This is a genomic window from Burkholderia sp. Bp9090 (assembly GCF_003857985.1).
Lineage (GTDB): Bacteria > Pseudomonadota > Gammaproteobacteria > Burkholderiales > Burkholderiaceae > Burkholderia.
Genome location: NZ_QTPV01000008.1, coordinates 104841 through 123442 on the forward strand (window position 1 = coordinate 104841; position 18602 = coordinate 123442).

Annotated in this window: 17 protein-coding genes; 8 read left to right on the top strand and 9 right to left on the bottom strand. The window is 67.3% G+C overall.

Annotated elements, in window-relative coordinates; genetic code table 11:
* Nucleotides 1-144: 144 nt before the first annotated feature.
* The 7 genes from DIE16_RS10475 to DIE16_RS37055 all read left to right on the top strand — a co-directional run bounded on the left by DIE16_RS10475 (nucleotide 145) and on the right by DIE16_RS37055 (nucleotide 7220).
* Complete coding sequence (locus tag DIE16_RS10475; RefSeq protein WP_044844521.1) at nucleotides 145-753, top strand: DUF2889 domain-containing protein; 609 nt, start codon at nucleotides 145-147, stop codon at nucleotides 751-753.
* Nucleotides 754-821: 68 nt separating this feature from the next.
* Entirely contained in the window at nucleotides 822-1988 is a 1167-nt protein-coding gene (gene sucC / locus DIE16_RS10480; protein ID WP_006755512.1) for an ADP-forming succinate--CoA ligase subunit beta, read from the top strand.
* A 68-nt stretch (nucleotides 1989-2056) separates the two neighbouring features.
* Nucleotides 2057-2938: a succinate--CoA ligase subunit alpha gene (sucD, locus tag DIE16_RS10485; protein ID WP_006477916.1), complete on the top strand. Its 882-nt coding sequence runs from the start codon at nucleotides 2057-2059 to the stop codon at nucleotides 2936-2938.
* Between the two features lie 166 nt (nucleotides 2939-3104).
* On the top strand, nucleotides 3105-3809 hold the full coding sequence (locus DIE16_RS10490) for a TerC family protein (protein WP_044844520.1): 705 nt from the start codon (nucleotides 3105-3107) through the stop codon (nucleotides 3807-3809).
* 97 nt (nucleotides 3810-3906) lie between these two features.
* Entirely contained in the window at nucleotides 3907-4503 is a 597-nt protein-coding gene (locus DIE16_RS10495) for a pilin (protein ID WP_044844519.1), read from the top strand.
* 171 nt (nucleotides 4504-4674) lie between these two features.
* Nucleotides 4675-6453 (top strand): Wzy polymerase domain-containing protein, encoded by a 1779-nt coding sequence (locus DIE16_RS10500; protein WP_124521083.1) that lies wholly within the window; start codon nucleotides 4675-4677, stop codon nucleotides 6451-6453.
* A complete protein-coding gene (locus DIE16_RS37055) occupies nucleotides 6450-7220 on the top strand; it encodes a TonB family protein (RefSeq protein ID WP_260434371.1) in 771 nt (256 codons plus the stop codon). Before DIE16_RS10500 ends, DIE16_RS37055 begins: the two co-directional genes overlap by 4 nt.
* A 122-nt stretch (nucleotides 7221-7342) precedes the next feature.
* On the opposite strand, the gene DIE16_RS10510 is transcribed toward DIE16_RS37055, so the two are convergent.
* From DIE16_RS10510 to moaC, 4 genes are all read right to left on the bottom strand, one after another.
* Nucleotides 7343-8527, bottom strand: coding sequence for a glycosyl hydrolase (locus tag DIE16_RS10510; RefSeq protein ID WP_124570717.1), 1185 nt, complete (start codon nucleotides 8525-8527; stop codon nucleotides 7343-7345).
* 79 nt (nucleotides 8528-8606) lie between these two features.
* Nucleotides 8607-9587: a hypothetical protein gene (locus tag DIE16_RS10515; RefSeq protein ID WP_044844515.1), complete on the bottom strand. Its 981-nt coding sequence runs from the start codon at nucleotides 9585-9587 to the stop codon at nucleotides 8607-8609.
* The gene (locus DIE16_RS10520) at nucleotides 9580-12267 is read right to left on the bottom strand and encodes a type VI secretion system Vgr family protein (protein WP_124892249.1); all 2688 of its coding nucleotides are present in this window, start codon (nucleotides 12265-12267) and stop codon (nucleotides 9580-9582) included. The genes DIE16_RS10515 and DIE16_RS10520 overlap by 8 nt, the downstream gene beginning before the upstream one ends.
* Nucleotides 12268-12482: 215 nt before the next feature.
* Entirely contained in the window at nucleotides 12483-12971 is a 489-nt protein-coding gene (gene moaC / locus DIE16_RS10525) for a cyclic pyranopterin monophosphate synthase MoaC (protein WP_044844513.1), read from the bottom strand.
* Nucleotides 12972-13246: 275 nt separating this feature from the next.
* On the opposite strand from moaC, the gene DIE16_RS10530 reads away from it, so the two are divergent.
* Nucleotides 13247-14947, top strand: a complete 1701-nt coding sequence (locus tag DIE16_RS10530) for a M48 family metalloprotease (RefSeq protein ID WP_124892250.1) — start codon at nucleotides 13247-13249, stop codon at nucleotides 14945-14947.
* Between the two features lie 30 nt (nucleotides 14948-14977).
* On the opposite strand, the gene DIE16_RS10535 is transcribed toward DIE16_RS10530, so the two are convergent.
* The 5 genes from DIE16_RS10535 to DIE16_RS10555 all read right to left on the bottom strand — a co-directional run bounded on the left by DIE16_RS10535 (nucleotide 14978) and on the right by DIE16_RS10555 (nucleotide 18582).
* Nucleotides 14978-15583 carry a DUF2946 family protein gene (locus DIE16_RS10535; protein ID WP_044844511.1) on the bottom strand — a complete coding sequence of 202 codons (606 nt, stop codon included), beginning with the start codon at nucleotides 15581-15583 and terminating at the stop codon, nucleotides 14978-14980.
* Nucleotides 15576-16613: a hydrolase gene (locus DIE16_RS10540; protein ID WP_044844510.1), complete on the bottom strand. Its 1038-nt coding sequence runs from the start codon at nucleotides 16611-16613 to the stop codon at nucleotides 15576-15578. Before DIE16_RS10540 ends, DIE16_RS10535 begins: the two co-directional genes overlap by 8 nt.
* 33 nt (nucleotides 16614-16646) lie before the next feature.
* Nucleotides 16647-17093 carry a nuclear transport factor 2 family protein gene (locus tag DIE16_RS10545; protein ID WP_006749968.1) on the bottom strand — a complete coding sequence of 149 codons (447 nt, stop codon included), beginning with the start codon at nucleotides 17091-17093 and terminating at the stop codon, nucleotides 16647-16649.
* A 115-nt stretch (nucleotides 17094-17208) separates the two neighbouring features.
* The gene (waaF, locus tag DIE16_RS10550) at nucleotides 17209-18246 is read right to left on the bottom strand and encodes a lipopolysaccharide heptosyltransferase II (RefSeq protein ID WP_044844509.1); all 1038 of its coding nucleotides are present in this window, start codon (nucleotides 18244-18246) and stop codon (nucleotides 17209-17211) included.
* Nucleotides 18247-18387: 141 nt separating this feature from the next.
* Nucleotides 18388-18582: a zinc-finger domain-containing protein gene (locus DIE16_RS10555; protein ID WP_006749970.1), complete on the bottom strand. Its 195-nt coding sequence runs from the start codon at nucleotides 18580-18582 to the stop codon at nucleotides 18388-18390.
* Nucleotides 18583-18602 lie beyond the last annotated feature (20 nt).

Below are 18602 nucleotides of genomic sequence, written 5' to 3' on the forward strand. Positions count from 1 at the left end.
GCTTCGGTCGCGCGCGCTGCGCGCGATTTTGCTGCAATGCAACCGTTTCCGGACAGGCGGGAATACCCGCCGTCGCGGCCGGATGCCTCAAATACCCAATATGCTAAAATCCACGGGTTTTCCTCTTCGGCCTCAACCTCCAGCATGCCGCTATCCGAGCCCGTGCCCCGTCAGTTGCGACATCGACGCGCAATCCGAGCGGAAGCCTACGAGCGCGACGACGGCTTGTGGGACATCGAAGCCTGCCTGACCGACCACAAGCCGCGCGATGTCGCGCTTGCGTCGGGCATCCGGCCCCAGGGCCTGCCGATCCACGAACTCTGGCTGCGCGTGACCATCGATCGTGACCTCAATGTCGTCGACGCCGAAGCGTCTTCGGAGTGGGTTCCCTATCCCGGTCACTGTCAATCCGCCCCTCCCGCCTATCGGGCCCTCATCGGGCTCAACCTCTTCCGCAATTTCCGCCGCAACGCGAACCGGCTGCTCGCCGGCGTCGCGGGCTGTTCCCATCTGACCGAACTGTGCGCCGTGCTGCCGACGGCAGCGATCCAGGCGTTCGCCGGTGACGTGTGGAACGTGCGCGAAGAGGGCGGCGAAGGGCCGGACCATGACGGCGAGCATGTCGAGCCGCCTTTCCAGCTCGGCCGCTGCCGGGCATTGCGGTTCGACGGCGAGGTCGTGCGGCAGTACTACCCGCGGTGGTACGGCCCGCTTCGGCCGGATCTGCCCGGTGAGGGCAGCACGAAGGAATGAACGGAAATCATTCGAAGAAGCGTCTTAAGCGACATTTCATCCAACTCTCAGACTGAAGGGAATCACGCATGAAGATTCACGAGTACCAGGGTAAGGAAATCCTGCGGAAATTCGGAGTCGCGGTACCGCGCGGCAAGCCGGCGTTCTCGGTTGACGAGGCCGTCAAGGTGGCAGAAGAGCTCGGTGGCCCGGTTTGGGTCGTGAAGGCTCAGATTCACGCGGGTGGCCGTGGCAAGGGCGGCGGCGTGAAGGTGGCGAAGTCGATCGAGCAGGTCCGCGAATACGCGAACCAGATCCTCGGCATGCAGCTCGTCACGCACCAGACCGGTCCGGAAGGCCAGAAGGTCAACCGCCTGATGATCGAAGAAGGCGCCGACATCAAGCAGGAACTGTATGTCAGCCTCGTCGTCGACCGCATCTCGCAGAAGATCGTTCTGATGGGTTCGAGCGAAGGCGGCATGGACATCGAGGAAGTTGCCGAAAAGCACCCGGAACTGATCCACAAGGTCATCGTCGAGCCGTCGACGGGCCTGCTCGACGCGCAGGCCGACGACCTCGCCGCGAAGATCGGCGTGCCGGCCGCATCGATTCCGCAAGCGCGCGCGATCCTGCAAGGCCTGTACAAGGCATTCTGGGAAACCGACGCATCGCTGGCTGAAATCAACCCGCTGAACGTCTCCGGCGACGGCAAGGTCATCGCACTCGACGCGAAGTTCAACTTCGACTCGAACGCGCTGTTCCGTCACCCGGAAATCGTCGCGTACCGCGACCTGGACGAAGAAGATCCGGCTGAAATCGAAGCGTCGAAGTTCGACCTCGCGTACATCTCGCTCGACGGCAACATCGGCTGCCTCGTGAACGGCGCAGGCCTCGCGATGGCGACGATGGACACGATCAAGCTGTTCGGCGGCGAGCCGGCGAACTTCCTGGACGTCGGCGGTGGCGCGACGACCGAGAAGGTCACGGAAGCGTTCAAGCTGATGCTGAAGAACCCGGACCTGAAGGCGATCCTCGTGAACATCTTCGGCGGCATCATGCGCTGCGACGTGATCGCGGAAGGCGTGATCGCCGGTTCGAAGGCCGTGAACCTGAACGTGCCGCTCGTCGTGCGCATGAAGGGCACGAACGAAGACCTCGGCAAGAAGATGCTGGCCGATTCGGGCCTGCCGATCATCTCGGCTGACAGCATGGAAGAGGCTGCGCAGAAGGTTGTCGCGGCTGCCGCAGGCAAGTAAGCGCGCTCAATGAATAGGTATGGCGGCGCGGTTTGCACGCGACGCCAATCGAACAGAGGTCAAAATACATGTCGATTCTGATCAACAAGGACACGAAGGTCATCACGCAGGGCATTACCGGCAAGACCGGTCAATTCCACACGCGCGCCTGCCGTGAATACGCAAACGGCCGCGAAGCATTCGTCGCGGGCGTGAACCCGAAGAAGGCCGGCGAAGATTTCGAAGGCATTCCGATCTACGCGAGCGTCAAGGAAGCGAAGGCCGAAACCGGCGCGACCGTGTCGGTCATCTACGTTCCGCCGGCAGGTGCTGCTGCTGCGATCTGGGAAGCGGTCGAAGCCGACCTCGATCTCGCGATCTGCATCACGGAAGGCATTCCGGTTCGCGACATGATCGAAGTGAAGGACCGCATGCGTCGCGAAGGCCGCAAGACGCTGCTGCTCGGGCCGAACTGCCCGGGCACGATCACGCCGGACGAACTGAAGATCGGCATCATGCCGGGTCACATCCACCGCAAGGGCCGCATCGGCGTCGTGTCGCGTTCGGGCACGCTGACGTATGAAGCGGTTGCGCAGCTGACGGCACTGGGCCTCGGCCAGTCGTCGGCAGTCGGTATCGGCGGCGACCCGATCAACGGTCTGAAGCACATCGACGTGATGAAGATGTTCAACGACGATCCGGATACGGATGCGGTCGTGATGATCGGCGAAATCGGCGGTCCGGACGAAGCCAATGCCGCCGAGTGGATCAAGGACAACATGAAGAAGCCGGTCGTCGGCTTCATCGCTGGCGTCACGGCGCCTCCGGGCAAGCGCATGGGCCACGCCGGCGCGCTGATCTCGGGCGGTGCGGATACGGCCGAAGCGAAGCTGGAAATCATGGAAGCGTGCGGCATCACCGTCACGCGCAACCCGTCGGAAATGGGTCGCCTGCTGAAGAAGGCGCTGTAATTTCCGCGTGGTTCGTCCTGCAAAAAACGCCGGCTTCGCCGGCGTTTTTTGTTATGCTCGCGCAATGAATTTGTAAGCCCCGGGGCTGCGCGATGCATGTCCCGGCATTGACCCGGGCCGCCTGTTCGACAGCCGTTGCCCCGCACCCGATCACCCGATACTGCTCATGCTTGAATTCCTGACGTCGCTCCACTGGGGCGCGGTGTTTCAGATCGTCATCATCGACATTCTCCTCGGCGGCGACAACGCGGTCGTGATCGCGCTCGCATGCCGCAACCTGCCCGCCAACCAGCGGCTGCGCGGCGTCGTGTGGGGCACGGCCGGCGCGATCCTGCTGCGGGTCGCGCTGATCGCATTCGCGGTCGTGCTGCTCGACGTGCCGTTCCTGAAGTTCGGCGGCGGCCTGCTGCTGCTGTGGATCGGCGTCAAGCTGATGGCGCCGGACGCCGATGCGCACGACAACGTGAAGCCGGCCGACCGGCTGTGGGACGCGGTGAAGACGATCGTGATCGCCGACGCCGTGATGAGCCTCGACAACGTGATCGCGATCGCCGGCGCGGCCGAGCAGGCCGATCCGTCGCACCGGCTGGCGCTGGTGATCTTCGGGCTCGTCGTCAGCGTGCCGATCATCGTGTGGGGCAGCACGCTGGTGCTGAAGCTGCTCGACCGCTTTCCGGTCGTCGTCGCGCTGGGCGCCGGGCTGCTGGGCTGGATCGCCGGCGGGCTGATGGTGCACGACCCGGTCGGCGACCGCTGGCCGGTACTCGATACGCAGGCCGCGATCTACGGCGCGAGCATCGCCGGCGCGCTGTTCGTCGTCACCGCGGGTTACGCGCTCCGGCGCCGCCGCGGCGTCCCGCGCGCGCATTGACGTTGGCCGTCCGGCCGACTGCCGGGGCCGCGGCCCGCTGGCTACGATCGAAACGCCTGCCTGATCCGGCAGGCGTTTTTCGTTTCCGGAGCCAGTCATGTTCGAAGCCTTTTCCGTTTCCCTCTTCCGTCGCATCGCCGCCGATCTGCGGCGCGCGCGCCGGCCGGCGCCGCGCTGGCGGCCGGCCGGCTTCACGCTGATCGAACTGATGATCGTGCTCGCGATCGTCGGCGTGATCGCGGCCTACGCGATTCCCGCGTACCAGGATTACCTCGCGCGCTCGCGCGTCGGCGAGGGGCTCGCGCTCGCGTCGTCCGCGCGGCTCGCGGTCGCCGACAATGCCGCGAGCGGCGCGGGCCTCGACGGCGGCTACAGCCCGCCGGCCGCCACCCGCAACGTCGAATCCGTCGTCATCGACGGCGACACGGGCCAGATCACGGTGGCGTTTACCGCCCGCGTCGCCGCGGCCGGCGCGAATACGCTCGTCCTCGTGCCGTCCGCGCCGGACAAGGCCGATACGCCGACCGCGCGCGTACCGCTGAAAAAGGGCACGATGCAGGCCGGGGCGATCGCATGGGAGTGCTTTGCCGCCGGCAAGGCTGCGTCGTCGCTCCCGGCGCCGGGCGCGGGCCCGCTACCGGCGGAGGCCGCGACGTTGCCCGCGAAATATGCGCCGGCGGAATGCCGCGCGTAGGGGCGGGGGCATGCCGGCCAGTGCGGGGCCGCGTGCACGGCACGGCGCCCGCCGTGCCGGCGGGTTGCGCCGGTCGCACCGGTCGCGCCGCGTCGGGTGACGGTGCGACGGGCCCGCACAGAGCGGGGAAAGTTTTGTATAGTGCGCCGGTTGCTGACATCCGGTTCGCTCATGCCTTCTACTTTTTCCCGTTCGTTGCCGCTCGTTGCGCTGGCTGTCGCCCTGATCGTGCCGTACTCGATCACGAATCACACGTATCCGATTCCAACCTTCTATTCAGAATTTGCCGCGCTGGTGCTGTATCTGCTGGTGGGGCTCTCCGTCGTCCTGCTCGCGCGCACGGGCCGCCCGGCCGAGCCGTTCGCCGCGCCGGCCGCGTTCGTCGCGCCGCTCGGGTTCGCGGCGGTGCTGATCGCGCAGGTCGCGCTGATGCCGCTGAAGGTGCCGTCGATGAACTGGCTGGCGGTCGGCTATCTGGCCGCCGCGCTGGTCGCGATGCAGGCCGGCTACACGCTCGCGCGCGAGGGGCTCGCCGAAGCCGTCGCGCGAATGATGTCCGGCGCGCTGCTCGTCGGCGGGGTGTTCGCGGTCGCGAGCCAGATCGTTCAGCTGTTCCATCTCGAGTCCGCGGTGTCGCCGTTCGTCGTCGTGTACAACATCGCGGTCGATCGCCGCCCGTACGGCAACATGGCGCAGGCGAACCACCTGGCGACCTACATCGCGTTCGCGCTCGCGGGCGCGCTGTATCTGGCGCAGACGCGCCGGCTCGCGGCATGGGCGTGGCTCGCGCTGTCGATCGCGCTGTCGGTCGGGCTCGCGCTGACGGTGTCGCGCGGCCCGTGGCTGCAGGTCGCGGTGCTGGTCGTCGCGGGTTTCTGGATGGCATGGCTCGAGTCGCGCCGCGCGCCGGGCAACCGCCGCGCATGGCTGATGCCGGTCGCGCTCGCGGTGATCTTCGTCGCGGTGAACGTCGCGGTGCGCTGGGCCAACGTGCACTTCCACCTGGGGCTCGCCGAGTCGGCGGCCGACCGGATGCGCGACGCGGGGCAGATCGCGCCGCGCCTCGCGCTGTGGAAGTACGGGCTTGCGATGTTCCGCGAGCATCCGTTGCTCGGCGTCGGCTGGGGCGAATTCCCGTCGCACCAGTTCGCGCTCGTGCGTACGCTCGGCGGTGTCGAGATCGCGAACAACTCGCACGACATCTTCATCGACCTGCTCGCGAAGTCCGGCCTCGTCGGCCTCGGCGTGCTCGTCGTCGCGCTCGTGACGTGGTTCGTGCGCGCGGTGCGCGCGCCGCAGTCGAGCACGCGGGTGTTCGGCCTCGCGCTGATCGGCATCCTGCTGATGCATGCGCTCGTCGAATATCCGCAGCAATACATGTTCTTCCTGCTGCCGGCGATGTTCGTGATCGGCCTGCTCGACGTGAAGCCGCTGCGTATCCTGCCGGGCCGCGCGGCGTTCGGGTTGTTCGCGGTGCTGTCGGTCGGCGGCGTGCTGGCGGCAGTGCCCGTGCTGCGCGACTACCAGCGCGCGGAAGTGCTGTACTACGGCAGCGAACCGGCCGCGCAGTACCGCGACGCGCCGTCGCTGCTGTTCGGCGCGTGGGGCGATTACGGCGCGGCCACGCTGCTGACGATTTCGCCGGACAACCTGCCGCTCAAGCTCATCGCGCACGAGCGCGCGATCGCGCTGCTGCCCGGCGAGACGGTGCTGCGCCGCTATGCGGCGCTGCAGGCGCTGGCCGGCCGCGACGCCGACGCGTTCGATACGGTTGCGCGCCTGCATGTGTTCGCGAAGGAGTTGAAGGATTGGCCGCAGCAGCTTGGGTTGCTGTACAAGCTGTGCGACCAGCAGCCGGCGCTGAAGGCGTTCAAGGCGGCGGTGGTCGCGAAGTACGGAGAAGTCCCGGCCGACGCGGACGACGACGACTCGGACGACGATTCGGAGTGACGCCGCGCGGCGCCGGGCGGGGAATCCCGGCGTCGGTCGGATTGCGGTGGAGCAGGGGAGCGATGGCGGCCCGGGACGGTGCGGCGATTGCTTCCCGCGAAGAATGGATGCCCGCCGGATACGGCGCGATTCGCGTCAACCATTGTCAAATCGCCGCCACGCGCGAGGCGGCGCGTGCACAATGCGCGAAAGCGTTCGCGTGCATGGCCGCCCGGAGCGGGCTGCCGGCACGAACGCTGCCCCCGGATTTCCGGGAACCCGCGCAGCAGGATCGCGACCGGGCAACCGTCGGTCGTGCGGCCGCAACGGGGCGCCGGTCCGATGGCCGCGGCGCGGGGCGATGCACGCGATGCGGCCGGACGATGTCGGCCGGCGCGGCAATCGTCCGCAACAGTACTCAAGAACGATATTCGACCATGGCTCTTCGCTCGACCATCCTGATCCTGCCTGTCGTCGCCGTGCTGCTTTCCGGCTGCGCGATGCTGTCGTCGTCGCAGGAAAGCAAGCTGACCTGCCGCATTCCGCGCGCCGTCTACCCGGATGGCGCGAAGCCGCTCACGCGTCCCGTCACCGTGCTCGTGCGCGCGCTGATGACGACCTCGGGCGAAGCCCAGAACGTCACCGTGACGACCAGCAGCCGCAATGCCGCGGCAGACCGCGCGGCCGTCGACGCGATGACGCATGCGACCTGCGCGCAGACCGGCGCAACCGCGAATCCGTTCCTGCTCACGCAACCGTTCGTGTTCGAGCCGCGTCGCGGCGAGTGACGCGAGGCACCGTGGCCGCTGATGCGTGTGCGGCCAGGGCCGTCGTACGCGAGACAGTTCGCTGCGGCTCGCGATTGCGCAGCCGCAGCGAGGGCCGGCCACCGAGGCTTCCGGTGCGCGCTTCAGAAGGTCCGTTTCTTCAGCGTATAGGCATGCAGCCAGTACAGCGTGTTGGTCTGCGCGTCGAAGTAGCCGCCCTGTGCGGTCTTGTCGGTCGTTTTATTCCACGATTTGCCGGCGTCGGTGCTGCTGAACGTCAGGTCGACCGGTGCGCCGCCGCCGGTGCCGCCGCTTCCGGAGTTCGGATCGGTCGCATAGACGAGCAGGAGGCCGTTGCGACCGATGCTCATGCTGTCGAGCGTGAGCTTCTCGTCGAACGTGCGCAGTTGCTGCACGGCCTCGGGATGGTCGTTCGTCCACGTGGAAATGGCGCCCGTCCGGCGGCCGTTGTCGGGACCCTCGCCGTTTTGCGGCTTGTCGAGATGCGACAGCGTGTACAACGAATAACGTGACCCTGATCCCGGCGTGGGTGGCGTGGTGTCGAGCGCAGTGACGACCTGGCCTGGCAGCACGGTATCCGTCACGAATGCGTGCTGCCCCCAGTCGAGCCGATCGACCACGCTGTGACCCGGCGCTTCGGCAGTCTGTGCGACGTAGTAGGCGATCCGCAGAACCCCGTCCGGGCCGAGGCTGATTGCATTGAAATCCTGGCGCGTGTCGCTGCCGCTGTGGGCATCGGCCGGCACGTCGATCGCCTGCCACGTGTTTCCGCCGTCCGCGGTCCGCCATATGCGGGGGCCCCAGCCGGCCGCGTAGCCACGCTGCGGATCGAGAAAGAGCAGGCGGCCGATGTTCCGGTTTTCGGGCCATTGAAGTTGCGACCATGTCTGGCCGCCATTGCTCGATTTCCACAGCCTGGTGGTTTGCGGCGCGTTGCCGCCGTGCGCCTCGGGAGCCTTGTAGTTCATCCATGACGTGCTGATGAACTGAACGGTCCAGTCCGGCGAGTACCACCAGGCGGCCTCCTGGCCAACCTGCTGGAAATGGCGCTTCATCCCGCCGTCGATCGTGCCGCGGAAGAAGCTGATCGTCATGCGGTTCAGCAACTCGCCGGTGTCGTTCATCCATGCTTCGGTCGGCTCGGGCCGCTGCGGCTCGTTCGATTCGGCCTGCGGCTTGAACGTCACTTCGGGATTGGCGAGCTTGACGCTCATCACGTCGTTGCCCTTGATGCGGAAGTTGCCGCCGCCATACGGCGCGTCGTCCCGCATGAAGCTTGTCGAAATCGTCTCCCAGCCCGTCGTCATATTTACGTACCCGTATGTTGCAATGGCCAGGGCAACGAGGCCACCGGCGATCCATTTCCAGCGCTTGTGTTTTCGCATGTCACTTTTTCAGCAAACGTTCGAGCGCGCGATTAACTTCGTCGGCCGCATCCGAACCCCACTCGCGTGCCTTGTCGGCGGCGTCCGAACCCCACTCGCGCGCCTTGTCGGTGGCGTCCGAGCCCCACTCGCGGGCTTTGTCGACCGCGTCCTTGCTCCATTCGCGCGCCTTTGCCTTGGCGACGGGAATGCCCGCGTCGATTGCCTGTTTGCGCGTGCGCCCGTCGGCCCATTCCTCGATGTTCGGCCGCCTGCCGATCTTGATGAGATCCGAGACCGGCAGGCCGGCCAGCCCTCCGTCCAGATACGCCAATGGGTGAGTGACAAAGGCGAAGGTCTTGAACGTATCTCCGCCCTTGTCCAGTTCCAGTTCGTATCGCTTCACCTGCATCGAGAGCTTGCCGTTTCCCGGTTTCGCGCTATTGAATGCGATCTGGTTTCCCTGCATGTTCTGATACAGCCCGATCTCGATGTATTTCTGAAGCCACCAGCGCGCGTTATCCAGCCATTTCTTTCCTTTTATCGTGAGGGCGGGATAGAGATTGGCGCCGTAATCCGAGCAATAGTAGTAGCCGTAACTCACATAGTAATCGGGCGGCTTATGCCCGCACCCGATATGGCGCATCATGAAATTACCGTGGCGGGACCAGTCCGAATCGGTGCTTTTCGGTTTGATCAGTTCCTCTCGCCGATGCAGCAGTTCATGGACGACTTTCTTGTCTTTCCACGGATCCCATGACGTTGCGAATTTCTTCACGGTCTCCCATGCGCTCGACACGCTGACCTTCTCTACCGTTTCCCAGTATTCGCCGTGAAGCGGCAGGTAGTAGAACGGGCAAGTACCAACGATGGAATCCGCCGCCGGCGTCACATGCTTGTCGCAGATATTGATCGCCACCTTCGGCCGATCCTTGTACCCCGTCGGCGTCAGCATCCCCGCGCCGGTACCCAGCACGTTGTCCTTCTGTTGCACGTCAGCCATTCGATTTCCCCAAGAACTTGACGACGACGTCGTGCGGCACGTGGCTCTGCGTGAGCCCGGTCTCGCCTGCCGCGTTGGTGACGCCTTCCGAGATCAGCGTGCCGTTCGAGAACATCTGGTATCGCGTATTCGCGACCGGAATGTCGGTGCCGGCCCAGTGCGCGATGAACGCCTGGTCGTAGTTGCCGCTCGAGTTCGGCAGCGTCGGCATGGTTTGCGACAGGTGCGTGGGGCCGTTGAACAGGTGCTGCGCACCCTTGATGTCGATCTTGCCGGGCGCGTGCACCTCGATGTTGCCGTCCGCGATGCGGATGTAGGCGCCGCCGGAAGTCAGCAGGATTTCTTTCGCTGCCGCGCCTTCGATCGACTGCGTGGCCGCCACCAGTTTCAGCGCCTTCTGCGCGGTCAGTTCGATGTTGTCCGCCTGCGCCTGGATTTCCACCTTGCCCTTGCCGGCGAACAGCTTCATGCCTGCGTTCTGCGCGAACAGGCTGATCCGGTCGAGGACGCTCGCGATCAGCGACTTGCCGGCCGCGACGTGCGTGCTTTGTCCGCTGACGAGGTTGACGTGCCGGTCCGCGGCGAACTGCACGGACTGCTGCGTCGACAGCGCGATGCCGGCCGGGCTGCCGAACAGCATCACGGGCTCCTTGAACGCGTTGGCCGTGCCGGTGCCGCCGCCGGCGGTCCTGCCGCCCGCGGTGCTGCCGCTCACGCTGTTCTGCGTCGCATCGCTGAACTGCTTCAGCGCCGTGTGGCCGGGGTCGAGCGACTCCCCCTGATGCTGCGCGCTGACCTCCGACATCGTTTCCATCAGGCCTTCCGCGCGGACGAGCTGCTGTTGCGTTTCCTTCACGTCGAGCGGCTGGCTTGCCGGCTGCTTCGGGTGCGTCGTGACGTACAGCCCGCGGTTCGCGCGCACCGCGCCGTATGCATCCGAGCGCAGGTCGAAGCCGTTGCCGAGATAGCTGCCGCGATCGTTGCCCGTGTGGTCGATCAGGTAGCCCAGGTGCAGGTGCGTGTTGGCCTGGCTGCTGTACAGGTGTACGCGGTTCTGCGACGTCGCGTCGTCGAGCACCAGCTGGTTGTAGCCGGCACCCGCATATTCCTTCGACCGGTAACCGGACAGGATGCCGTTGCTGTGCCATTGCGGGCTCGTCGCACCGTTGTAGACCTTGCCGACGATGATCGGACGATCGCAGTCGCCGCCGAGGAAGTCGACCAGCACTTCCTCGCCGCTGCGATGCGGATGAACGGCGCCATAGCCGTTTCCGGAATCCGATGCCGTGGCACGCAGCCAGCACGACGCCTTCTCGTCGCCGTCGTTCAGGCGATCCCAATGGAATCGGACCTTGACCCGGTTGAGCGCGTCGGTGTGGACTTCTTCGCCCTGCGGTGCGACGACGATCGCGGATTGCAGATGCATCGGCGGTTTCGCGTGCTCGAATGGGCTGCGGAACGGCACCGTCGTGCGCTGCGCCTCGATGCTGACCTGGAAAATACCCTCGCTGCCGTCCGGATGCCGGACGTACGACAGATCCGTGCCGCCGGCTCGCACGAGCGCGCCGATGTCGGCCTGCAGGCTGTGCGGGAACCCGGCCTGTCGGTCGGCGACGGGCAGGTTGTTGGCGATCAGCCAGGCCGTCTCGATCACCGCGAAGCGGCGCTGGCCCGCGTCGTCCTTGTCGTGTTCGGGGTGATCGGCGAGCTCGAACGTGCGTCCCGCATCCATGCGCCGGACGCCGCCGATGCCGTGAAAACGCTTCGCAAGCGACTCCTGCTGCTCCATCCAGAGCTTCGACAGATGGTCGCCGCGAGACTGTTCGGGGTACGTGTAGGCGCCGGTGTATTCGTAGACTTCGAGCTGCTGCGGCAGGTCGCCCTGGTTCGCGATCGTCGGCAGATGAGTCGCCTTCGGATTCGACGCGGTGGGCGGCTGCTTGTAGTCGAACGTGCGCGTCGTACGCTCGACGCTGCGCAGCGTGCGCGTGCCGGAGAACTGGACGAGCGTGTCGGCCTCGTCGCGTGCGCCGGCGTGATGAAAGCGCACGGTCGGCGGCGACAGCGCGGGCAGCGCGTCGATCCGGTCGACGACGACGAGCGTGTGCGACTTGCCGTCTTGCGCCTGCTCCCAGAAACCGTACAGGCCTTCCGATTCCAGCAGGCGGTGCACGAAGTTCCAGTCGTGCTCGTATTGCATGCAGAACGAGCGGGACGGCAGCGGCTGGTAGAGCCTGAATTCGAAGCAGCCCCTGGCTTGCGGGTGCTGGTTCAGGACGTCGGCGATGATCTCGTCGGCGGGTTTGTCCTGCCAGATGCGCTGGTCGCGGCGGAACTTCAGGAAGTGCAGGAATGACGCGAAGACGATCTGGTAGTGCGTGAGGCCGCTGTCCGACCCGAGCCGGCGGGCAGCGTGCACGTACCCGTGGTGCGGCGCGTACGACTTGTCGGCCTGCTGGATTCGCAGCGTGACGGGCTGTGCGATCAGCTTCTTGAGCTCGATGTCGTCGGACACCGACACGGCGTCGACGGTGAACTCGAAATGACGCCCGAGCCGGGAGCGTCCCTTGATGCGATGGGGCAGCAGGACGTCAGGGCCGAGCGGCGTCTCTAGCTGGACGAGTCGTTCGTCCTGGATCGGCCCGGCCAGCCGTGCGTTTCTCAATGCTTGCGAATTCATCACCCGTGCTCGCTTTTTTTGTGCTGGGTCGCACGCTCTCCCGTGCGGAATCCGCCAATTGTATGAGATAAACGCCAGCTATCTCGAATTTGCCTTTCAACGACATTTCAAATGCGGTCGGCGCATCGGCCTGACGGGGCAGGGCGTGCACGTCATCCGGTCGGGCAATGGTCGGGCGTGGGTGGTTCAGGCCGGATCGACCAGGCCCGGGCCGCTCAGCCCGCGACATCCTCCGCCTTCCAGTCCCCCGACTTCCCGCCGCGCTTCTCCCTGACGCTCACCTCGGTGATCACCATCCCGCGATCCACCGCCTTGCACATGTCGTACACGGTGAGCAACCCGACCTGCACGGCCGTCAGCGCTTCCATCTCGACGCCGGTCCGCCCGAACGTCTCGACCTGCGCGACGCAGTGCACGCCCGGCAGCGCATCGTCGAGTTCGAAGTCGACGGCCACGCGCGTCAGCGCGAGCGGGTGACACAGCGGAATGAGGTCGGCGGTGCGCTTCGCGCCCTGGATCGCGGCGATCCGCGCGACGCCGAGCACGTCGCCTTTCTTCGCCTTGCCGTCGCGGATCAGCGCGAAGGTCGCCGGCAGCATCCGGATCGTGCCGCGCGCGATCGCGATGCGTTGCGTTTCCTGCTTGCCGCCGACGTCGACCATGTGGGCGTGGCCGGCAGCGTCGAAATGGGTCAGTCCTGACATGTCTTGCTCCAGTGGAACGGCGTGCGCGCGCGCGAGCACGTCACCCGATCCTGCTTCGTGACCGGCTGGGGCGCCGAATCCCTCTCTGCACCCCGATCCGATCCAACGTTTCAACGGGCGCCTATCATAGCAGTGGCCTTCGCGGCACCGGGCGCGCAGATGGCGCACTTGCCGCACGGGACAGTTGCGATGTCGCCGGTACAATGACCCGAATATTCAGACCACACGCCGCAATGCGCGCCCGGCGCGCGGTGCGGCGTCGCTTTCATCCTGCCATGCGTGTCAAACAGTTGCTTGCCGTGCTGCTGTCGGCGGCGCTCGTGCTGCCGCCGAGCGGCCATGCACAGCGCACCTCCGCGCTGCCGCTAGAGCCGGCGACCGGCGCCTCGCCGTCGATCTCCACGGTGCCGTCGGGCATCGCGACCGGCGTGTTCGGCACCTACGGCGGCGCGGAAAGCCGGTTTGCCGGCGCGGACGGCGCGTCCGCGCCCGCGCCCGGCGCGAGCCTGCGCGCGCCGCTGCGCACGCTGGAGCTGCCCGACCTCGGCGACGGCTCCGGCGGTTCGCTCACGCCGCAGGCCGAACGCCGTCTCGGCGAGCGCGTGATGCGCGAGGTGCGGCGCGATCCGGACTATCTCGACGACTGGCTCGCACGCGATTACCTGAACGCGATCGCGAAGCGGCTCGCGGCGGCTGCGGCGGCGCGCTACATCGGCGGCTACATGCCGGACTTCGAACTGTTCCCGGTGCGCGATCCGCAGATCAACGCGTTCTCGATGCCGGGCGGCTTCATCGGCATCAACAGCGGGCTGGTCGTCACGACGCAGACGGAATCCGAACTCGCATCGGTGGTCGGCCACGAGATGGGCCACGTGCTGCAGCGGCACATCGCGCGGATGATCGGCGCGAACGAGAAGACCGGCTACACCGCGCTCGCGACGATGCTGCTCGGCGTGCTGGCAGGCGTGCTCGCGCGCAGCGGCGATCTCGGCAGCGCGATCGCGATGGGCGGGCAGGCCTATGCGGTCGACAACCAGCTGCGCTTCTCGCGGTCGGCCGAGCGCGAAGCCGACCGCGTCGGGTTCCAGCTGCTCGCCGGTGCCGGCTACGACCCGTACGGGATGCCGGGCTTCTTCGAACGGCTCGAGCGCACGTCGATGGGCGACGCGGGCGTGCCGGCCTATGCGCGCACGCACCCGCTGACGGGCGAGCGGATCGCCGACATGGAGGATCGCGCACGCCGCGCGCCGTATCGGCAGCCGCACCAGTCGGCCGAATATGGCTTCGTGCGCGCGCGGTTGCGCATTCTGCAGAACCGCGCGCCGAACGACATCGCGGCCGAGGCGCGCCGGATGCAGCTCGAGCTCGACGATCGGACGGCACCGAACGTCGCGGCGAACGCGTACGGGATCGCGCTCGCGAACACGCTGCTCGGCCAGTACGATGCGGCCGACAAGGCGCTCGCGTCGGCGCGCGCCGCGTTCGACGCGCGCGAGCGGCGCGCGGACGATCCGGCGACGAGTTCGCCGAGCCTCGACGTGCTTGCGGCCGACATCGCCCGCCGCGCGGGACGGACCGACGACGCGGTGCGGCTCGCGGCGCTCGCGCAGCGGCGCTGGCCGGCGTCGCATGCGGCGATCGTCGCGCACCTGCAGGCGCTGATCGCCGCACGCCGCTTCGCCGACGCACAGGCGCTCGCGCGCACCCAGGCGCAGGCGGACCCCGAGCAGCCGGACTGGTGGGATTACCTCGCGAAGGCGAGCGACGGCCGTGGCGACGTGCTCGCGCGGCGCCGCGCGCTCGCGGAGAAGCTGGCGCTCGACGGCGCGTGGCCGTCGGCGATTCGCCAGCTGAAGGAGGCGCGCGACGCGAAGGGCGTGTCGTTCTACGACCAGTCGATCATCGGCGCGCGGCTGCTGGAATTCGAGGCGCGCTACAAGGAAGAGCGCGAGGACGAGAAGAACGGCCGCGGATGACGGCCGTCAGACGGGCAGGGCGCTTGCGCTTCAGCTTCCGGTGCTGCCGCCGTTCGGCGCGCCCGACGTATCGTGCGCCCGCTGCGCGGGACTCGCGACGAAGCCGAACGTCGCCGGCACGTCGGCACGGGCGAGACTGCCGAGCGGCAGCGTGCGCCCGTCGCGCCAGCGCAGCACGGGCGGCGTCGCGTCGAAGTCCGCGTGATCGGCGAACAGGCCGAGGTCGTGGTCGTGCAACGCCGCGATGCGCGGCGGCGTGCCGGGCGCGCGCAACAGCACGCCGCCCGCATCGTCGAGCCACGCGGCGTCCGGCTCGAACGGCGCGCCGGTCTGGTCGGCCAGCGTGAGCTGCCCGTCGCGCTCGGCCAGGCGCACGACCCACGGCGTATAGGCGAGCTCGACGTACACGCGTTGCGGCCCGTTCTGGAAGAACCACTGGCCGTGCGCATCGCATTCGTAGTTGCGCCCGATGAACGCGTTCAGCGCCGCATGCCGGACCGGCGAGCCGAGCTCGCCGGCGGCCTGCGCGGCGTCGTCGCGCAGCCGCCATTCGCCGCGCCGGTCGAGCAACAGCCAGCCGGTGCAGTGCGGCACGTTCGGCCACTTGGCGAGGGCCTGCCTGACGATGTCATCCATGGTCGACGAATTTCGAGCAATAGCCGAACACCCGCGCCGACAGCCAGTCGAGGCGGCCGGGGAACGGCCCGGTCATGAATCCCGCATGGCCGCCGTCCGCCGGCTGGTCGAGCTCGACGGCCGGCGACACGTCGGCGGCACTCGGCAGCGCGGATTCGGGCAGGAACGGATCGTTGCGGGCGTTGAGGATCAGGGTGGGCACGTCGATCGCGGGCAGCAGCGGGCGCGTCGTGGCCTGGGTCCAGTAGTCGTCGGCGTCGGCGAAGCCGTGCAGCGGTGCGGTCACGACTTCGTCGAAGTCGCGCATCGTCACGGCCCGCAGCATCGCGTCGCGGTCGAACAGCCCCGGATACTGGTCGAGCTTCGCGAGCGCCTTGCGTTTCAGCGTCTTCAGGAAGCTGCGCGTATAGACCATCGCGAAGCCCTGCGACAGCGCGCGGCCGCCCGCGTGCACGTCGATCGGCGTCGAGATCGCGGCGGCCGCGTGCACGATCGACGTGTCGCTGCGGTGCTCGCCGAGCCAGCGCAGCAGCACGTTGCCGCCGAGCGACACGCCGGCCGCGACGATCGGCCCGCGATGCCGCGCGGCGAGCCGGCGCAGGATCCAGTCGACCTCGGCGCTGTCGGCGAGATGGTAGAAGCGCGGTTGCCGGTTGAGCTCGCCGCTGCAGCTGCGAAAGTGCGGGACGACCGCGTGCCAGCCCTTCGCGCGCGCGGCGGCCATCATTGCCAGCGCGTAGTGCGAGCCGGAACTGCCTTCGAGGCCGTGGAACAGCACGAACAGCGGCGCGTCGGGCGGCGGCGCGGCACTGTCGAGATGCGCGACCCAGTCGAGATCGATGAAGTCGTGGTCGGGGGTTTCCCATCGCTCGCGTCGGTACGCGACCGCCGGACGCCGTGCGAACAGCGCGGGCACGATGGTTTGGGCATGGCTGTTCGGCAGCCAGCGCGGTGCGCGATAGCGCAGTGAATCGTCGTCGGGGGCCGGGGCCCCGGTCAGCGGCGAGGTGGGCGGAGAAGCCGTACTCATGATCGCCCCGCTAATGCGTTGCTTCGTTCTTCGTCAGTGCAGCGGACCCTGCCCGTGACGGATCTTCGCGGCGAATTGTCCGGCCGCTTGTTCGGGAATCGGGCTCGCGTGAATATGCGCGATGCGCCACTCGCCGCGTTCGTGAATCATCACGTACGTGGCGAAAACCATGTCGGGTTCGGCCGTCAGGTCGGCCTGCTGATGCGCTTCGGCGATCGTGTAGACGACGGTGCCGAGGCTGTCGTATACGCGGATGTCGAGCGGTTCGATCGTCACGGGGCGCGTCGCGAGCCGGTTGGCCAGCCCGCTGCGGATCTGGTCGAGGCCGTGCAGATGCTCGCCGTCGGCCCAGACGCAGCTGGCGAAGTCCTCGTCGATCCACAACCCCAGCAGCGCGTCGAGATTGGCATCGGCGACGGCCTGGTAGTAGGCGTTCAGCGTATCGGCAGCGGCTTCGAAAAGGCGGGCAAAACGTGGCATCGGGGTTATCTCTCGCGCGCGTCGCGCGCCGTATTCAGCACGGCGGTCCGGATGGAGCCGCCGTACACCGGTGAATCGGATTGCCCGGCGCGTCGTGCGACGCTGCCGGCCAGGGTCAGCGCTGCCCGACGAGCATGCCGCGCAAATCGCCGAATACCTGCTCGGGACCGAGTTCGCGCAGGCACTTCAGATGGCCGAGCGGGCACTCGCGTTCGAAGCAGGGACTGCATTCGAGATGCAGCCATTGTACCTTCGCCAGGTCCGACAGCGGAGGAGTGTGGCGCGGATCGGTCGATCCATACAGCGCGACGAGCGGCCGGCGCAAGGCGGCCGCGACGTGCATCAGCCCCGAATCGTTGGTCACGACCGCGTTCGCGCGCGCGATCAGCGCACATGCCTCGGACAGCGACGTCTGCCCGCACAGGTTGCGCACGTTCGGCGCGTGGTCGGCGATCGCCTGCGCGGCGGCGGCATCCTTCTGCGAGCCGAGCGCGACGATCTGCGTGTACGGGAACGACTGGTGGACGATCGTCGCGAGCGTCGCGAAATGCTCGGGCGGCCAGCGCTTGGCCGGGCCGTATTCCGCGCCGGGGCAGAACACGACGAGCGGCTTGCGCGTATCGAGATTGAAACGCGCGGACACGCGCGCCGTCTCGTTCAGGTCGGCGTCGAGGCGCGGCGCGGGCAGCGTCTTCATCGACTCGGGCAGCTTCGCGCCCGGCGCATACGCGAGCGCCGCGTAGTGGGTCGTCATCGGCGCTCGCTCGGCCGATTTGTCCGGGTTCGCGTGCCGCACGTTCAGCAGGCCGTAGCGATGCTCGCCCGTGTAGCCGATCCGCAGCGGGATGTTCGCGAGCCACGGGATCACCGCGGACTTCAGCGAATTCGGCAGCACGTACGCCGCGTCGTAGCCGACGTCGCGCAGGTCGCTCGCGAGCTGCCAGCGGCGCAGCAGCTGCAGCTTGCCGTGCGCGAGGTCGGTCGCGTAGACATCGTGGATCTCGGGCATCCGCTCGAGCACGGGCGCGACCCAGGTGGGCGCGACGGCATCGATCGCGATGCGGGGATGGAGCTTCTTCAGCAGCGCAAAAAGCGGCTGCGCCATCAATGCGTCACCGATCCAGTTCGGTGCGATAACCAGCGCTCGACGCATCAGGTCGACTTCCGATGTCGTAATGAAGCACGGCGCACAGGCACCGCGTTCGGGTTGTCAGAACAGGAAAAGGGCGGCGCGCCGGGATTCCGGCTGCGCCGCCTTGCGTGCGGCGGGCCCGCGGGCCCGGCCAGCCGGGGCTCAGTGGCCCTTGACCACCTCGCCGTCGCGCAGCTTGTAGCGCGTGCCGCAGTACGGGCAGCGCGCCTCGCCGTGCGAGACGTCGATGAACACGCGCGGGTGCGCGCTCCAGCGCGCCATGGCCGGGTTCGGGCAGTAGGCGGGGAGATCCTTGGCCGTCAGCTCGACCAGCGGCATTTCCTTGATTTCGCTCATGAGACTTTCTCTTATCACTC

Coding starts and splice junctions, on each gene's coding strand:
- DIE16_RS10475 (WP_044844521.1), top strand. CDS start 145: ATGCCGCTATCCGAGCCCGTGCCCCGTCAGTTGCGACATCGACGCGCA.
- sucC (WP_006755512.1), top strand. CDS start 822: ATGAAGATTCACGAGTACCAGGGTAAGGAAATCCTGCGGAAATTCGGA.
- sucD (WP_006477916.1), top strand. CDS start 2,057: ATGTCGATTCTGATCAACAAGGACACGAAGGTCATCACGCAGGGCATT.
- DIE16_RS10490 (WP_044844520.1), top strand. CDS start 3,105: ATGCTTGAATTCCTGACGTCGCTCCACTGGGGCGCGGTGTTTCAGATC.
- DIE16_RS10495 (WP_044844519.1), top strand. CDS start 3,907: ATGTTCGAAGCCTTTTCCGTTTCCCTCTTCCGTCGCATCGCCGCCGAT.
- DIE16_RS10500 (WP_124521083.1), top strand. CDS start 4,675: ATGCCTTCTACTTTTTCCCGTTCGTTGCCGCTCGTTGCGCTGGCTGTC.
- DIE16_RS10510 (WP_124570717.1), bottom strand. CDS start 8,527: ATGACGACGGGCTGGGAGACGATTTCGACAAGCTTCATGCGGGACGAC.
- DIE16_RS10515 (WP_044844515.1), bottom strand. CDS start 9,587: ATGGCTGACGTGCAACAGAAGGACAACGTGCTGGGTACCGGCGCGGGG.
- DIE16_RS10520 (WP_124892249.1), bottom strand. CDS start 12,267: ATGAATTCGCAAGCATTGAGAAACGCACGGCTGGCCGGGCCGATCCAG.
- moaC (WP_044844513.1), bottom strand. CDS start 12,971: ATGTCAGGACTGACCCATTTCGACGCTGCCGGCCACGCCCACATGGTC.
- DIE16_RS10530 (WP_124892250.1), top strand. CDS start 13,247: ATGCGTGTCAAACAGTTGCTTGCCGTGCTGCTGTCGGCGGCGCTCGTG.
- DIE16_RS10535 (WP_044844511.1), bottom strand. CDS start 15,583: ATGGATGACATCGTCAGGCAGGCCCTCGCCAAGTGGCCGAACGTGCCG.
- DIE16_RS10540 (WP_044844510.1), bottom strand. CDS start 16,613: ATGAGTACGGCTTCTCCGCCCACCTCGCCGCTGACCGGGGCCCCGGCC.
- DIE16_RS10545 (WP_006749968.1), bottom strand. CDS start 17,093: ATGCCACGTTTTGCCCGCCTTTTCGAAGCCGCTGCCGATACGCTGAAC.
- waaF (WP_044844509.1), bottom strand. CDS start 18,246: ATGCGTCGAGCGCTGGTTATCGCACCGAACTGGATCGGTGACGCATTG.
- DIE16_RS10555 (WP_006749970.1), bottom strand. CDS start 18,582: ATGAGCGAAATCAAGGAAATGCCGCTGGTCGAGCTGACGGCCAAGGAT.